At 65.6% G+C, this 3,832-nt stretch carries 3 protein-coding genes; 1 reads left to right on the top strand and 2 read right to left on the bottom strand.

From position 1 onward, the window contains the following. The first annotated feature begins 79 nt into the window (after positions 1-79). A complete protein-coding gene (locus AOQ71_RS10300; RefSeq protein ID WP_057742559.1) occupies positions 80-1,411 on the top strand; it encodes an IS1182 family transposase in 1,332 nt (443 codons plus the stop codon). Between the two features lie 116 nt (positions 1,412-1,527). On the opposite strand, the gene hisC is transcribed toward AOQ71_RS10300, so the two are convergent. Continuing rightward, on the bottom strand, positions 1,528-2,586 hold the full coding sequence (gene hisC, locus AOQ71_RS10305; protein WP_057745445.1) for a histidinol-phosphate transaminase: 1,059 nt from the start codon (positions 2,584-2,586) through the stop codon (positions 1,528-1,530). Next, the coding region (locus AOQ71_RS10310) for a chloride channel protein (protein WP_057745885.1) at positions 2,583-3,832 on the bottom strand (1,250 nt) is incomplete at its 5' end. The genes AOQ71_RS10310 and hisC, both read right to left, overlap by 4 nt.

Genomic DNA, 3,832 nt, shown 5'->3' on the forward strand with positions numbered 1-3,832 from the left:
CACCCTACGAGACTGTGAATCTTTTGTACCGCGTGTCGGGCGAATGTGATTCTCTAGGCAGACTGATCTGCTGGAGAGGATGATGGCTGACGAGGGACTTTTTGGCGAATTGCCGGATCAGTCGGCGCCACGAACCGAAGCGGTGCCGCGGGGTGCACCTCGGCTGCGCGAGCCCGTGCGCAATCAGGTCGAATTGCGGGCGGTCGATATCGACAGCCTGATCGGGCAGGATCATCTGGCCCGGGTGATCTGGGCTTATGTCGAGGGGCTCGACCTGAGCGAGCTGGAAGATCGGGTTAAGGCACGGGAAAACAGGCCGGGCCATCCGGCGCCATCACCCCGGCTGCTGCTGGCGCTTTGGCTGTACGCCACGAGCGATGGCGTTGGCAGCGCGCGGGCGTTGGATCGGCTCTGCGACAGTCACGACGTCTACCGCTGGCTCTGCGGCGGCGTGTCTTTGAACTATCACACACTGTCGGATTTCCGGGTCGGCTGCGCGGACCTGCTGGACCGTTTGCTGGTCGAACATCTGGTGGCTCTGAATGAGGCAGGGCTGATTGATCTGGAGAAGCTGACCCAGGACGGGGTGCGGATACGGGCGAATGCGGGGGCCGGCTCGTTCCGGCGGGAGGCAACGCTCGGCCGGCAGATGGCCCAAGCGAAGGCTGTGGTGGAAGAGCTCAAGCGCGAGGTCGATGCGGATCCGGAAGCCAGCAGCCGGCGTATCAGGGCGGCCAGAGAGCGCGCGGCACGCGAACGCAGTGAGCGGGTGCAGGCTGCGCAGAGGGCTTTGGACGAGATCAAGCGGAAGCGCAAGCAACTCGACGAAAAAGGCGGCAATGGCAAAAAGCCGAAGGAGCCCCGGGCCTCCACCACCGACCCGCAGGCAAGGGTGATGAAGATGGCAGATGCCGGCTTCCGCCCCGCCTACAATGTGCAGGTGGCCAGCGCGGCCGGCGAACTGATCGTGGTCACGGTCGACATCGACAACAACGGATCAGATCGCGGCTTGATGCGGCCGATGCTGGAGCGAACGCGCACTCGGCTGAAGCGCTTGCCGCGTCGCTACCTCGCCGATGGCGGGTTCTGCAGCGGCGAGGACATCGAATGGGCGCACGGTGAAGGCGTCGAGGTCTACTGTCCTCCGCCCAACTCCAGGAGCGGTGTCGATCCCTTTTTACCTCGGAGCAGCGACGGTCCTGGCGTCGCGGCCTGGCGGGCCCGCATGGCCAGCGAAGCCGGCAAGGCACAGTACAAAGCCCGCACGATCTGCGAATGCATCCATGCCCGGTGGCGGAACTGGGACCTCAGGCAATTGACCGTGCGCGGCATCGAGAAGGTCCGTGCCGTCGTGCTCTGGTACGCCCTCACCAACAACATCCTGCAAGGACACCAACTGGCAAAAGCATAGACAGCACAGCCATCCCCCGGCGGTTCGACATCGACGGCCCCCGACATCAGCGCGGGCGCTACCCACTCTTTAATATCGAATGCGGAAATGACTCACAGGCTCTACGATTTCTCGCTCTATCGCAATATCCCGGACAACGCCGACAACAGCCGATCAATCTGCGCGTCCGTGCCGACGGTGATGCGCAGGAAATCCGAGATGCGCGGCGCCGAGAAGTGACGGACGATCACCGCCTGCTCCCGTAGCGCCGCCGCAAGCTTGGCCCCCTCGTGCGCGGGATGGCGCGCGAAGACGAAATTGGCGAGCGAGGGCAGCACCTCGAAACCGGCGCTTTTCAATCCGCGGGTCAGCCGCTCCCTGCCCTCGATCACGCGACGGCGGCCTTGCTGGAAATAAGCATCGTCCGCGAGGGACGCGATCGCACCTTCCTGGGCAGGCCGGCCGAGCGGATATGAATTGAAACTGTCCTTCACGCGCATCAGCGCATCGATCAGATCGGCGTCGCCAATGGCATATCCGACGCGAAGCCCGGCGAGAGCGCGCGACTTCGACATGGTCTGCACGACCAGGAGATTGCGATGAGACGCGACCAGCGGAATCGCCGTCTCGGCGCCGAAATCGACATAGGCCTCGTCCACGACGACGGGCACATCAGGGTGGTCGTCGAGCAGTGTCGCGATCTCGGTGCGCGACAGCGCGATGCCTGTCGGCGCGTTCGGATTGGGGATGATGATCGCGCCGGCCGGCCGGCGATAATCAGCGGTGCGGATCTGCATGGCCTGATCGAGCGGCAAGGTCTCATAGGCGATGCCGAACAGGCGGCAGTAGACCGGATAGAAACTGTAGGTGATATCGGGAAACAGCAGCGGCGCATCGTGCTTCAGCAGCGCGACGAAGGCGTGTGCCAGCACCTCATCCGAGCCGTTGCCGACGAACACCTGCTCGGGCCTCACGCCGTGATAGGCGGCAAGGGCCGCCCGCAGCGCGGTCGCCTGCGGGTCCGGATAGAGACGCAACGTATCGGCCGCCGCGCCCCGGATCGCCTCCAGCGCACGCGGCGACGGACCAAGCGGGTTCTCGTTGGTGTTGAGCTTGACCAGATCCGCCATGCGCGGCTGCTCGCCCGGCACGTAGGGTTTCAGCTCATGCGTCAAGCTGCTCCAGAAACGGCTCATCTTCCTTCTCCCTCACGCGGACGCGTGGCGCGCTCAACGAAGCCCTTTGCGAGCGCGTGATAGATACCCTCCTCGCAGATCATCCGCGAGACGAAATGGGCGATCAGCGCCGCCGCCATCAGTGGCACGACCATGCCGTGATTGTCGGTCATCTCGGTCACGATCACGAAGGCGGTGATCGGCGCCTGCACGACGCCGGCGAAATACGAGACCATGCCGAGCAGCATGATCGCACCGAGCGGCGCGTCGTGGAAGAACGCGGCGATGTTGCTGCCGATGCCGGCGCCGACGGCGAGCGAGGGCGAAAAGATCCCGCCCGGTATGCCGCTGATCGCGGCGAAGCTCGTCGCCAGCAGCTTGAGCACGCCAAATTCCTGCGGCAGCGGGGTGCCGTGATCCAGCGCCTCTTTCACCTGCACGTAGCCCGTGCCGTAGATGGTGTCGCCGGACACCAGGCCGCAAATGGCGACCGCGAGGCCGCAGGCAAAGGCGAACCACAGCGGATGGCCCTTGATCGCGCGTCCGAGCGGGCTCTTGAAACCGCGCGCCATGGCGATGACGACGCGGCTGAACAGGCCGCCGGCGAGGCCACCGACGACGCCGCAGGCCGGAACGGCCAGCCAGTCGGCGCCACGCGAGAGCGTCATCGCGCTGCTGCCGAAATAGGCGTAATTGCCGGCCAACGCGAGCGAGGTCAGGCCGGCCGCGATCACGGCGGCAATGATCAGGCTGGATGTGCGGGTCTCGAAGGCGCGGCTCATCTCCTCGATGCCGAAGACGATTCCCGCCAGCGGCGTGTTGAAGGCCGCGGCGACGCCGGCGGCGGCTCCGGCCAGGATCAATCCAGGCTGGCGGCGCGGCGAGACACGACCGAGCGCGAACATGATGGAGGCGCCGACCTGAACGGTCGGCCCTTCCCGCCCCACGGAGCCGCCGCACAGCAGCCCGAACAGCGTCAGGATCATCTTGCCCATCGCGATCCGGATCGAGACCAGGTTCTCGCGCGCGGCCTGATCGGTCAGCTGCCGCGCGGCGATTGCCTGCGGAATGCCGCTGCCCTGCGCATTCGGGAACAGACGGAGGGTCATATAGGCCGACAGCATGAAGCCGAGCGGCGTCACCGCCAGCACGGCATAGCGCGACTTCGCCAACAAGAGTGCGAAGGCGTACTGCGCGAGATCGGCAAGCTGCGCCAGCGCCACGGCTGCTGCGCCGACCCCGATCCCGCCGAGCAGAAAGATCGCCC

Source organism: Bradyrhizobium manausense, from assembly GCF_001440035.1.
Lineage (GTDB): Bacteria > Pseudomonadota > Alphaproteobacteria > Rhizobiales > Xanthobacteraceae > Bradyrhizobium > Bradyrhizobium manausense.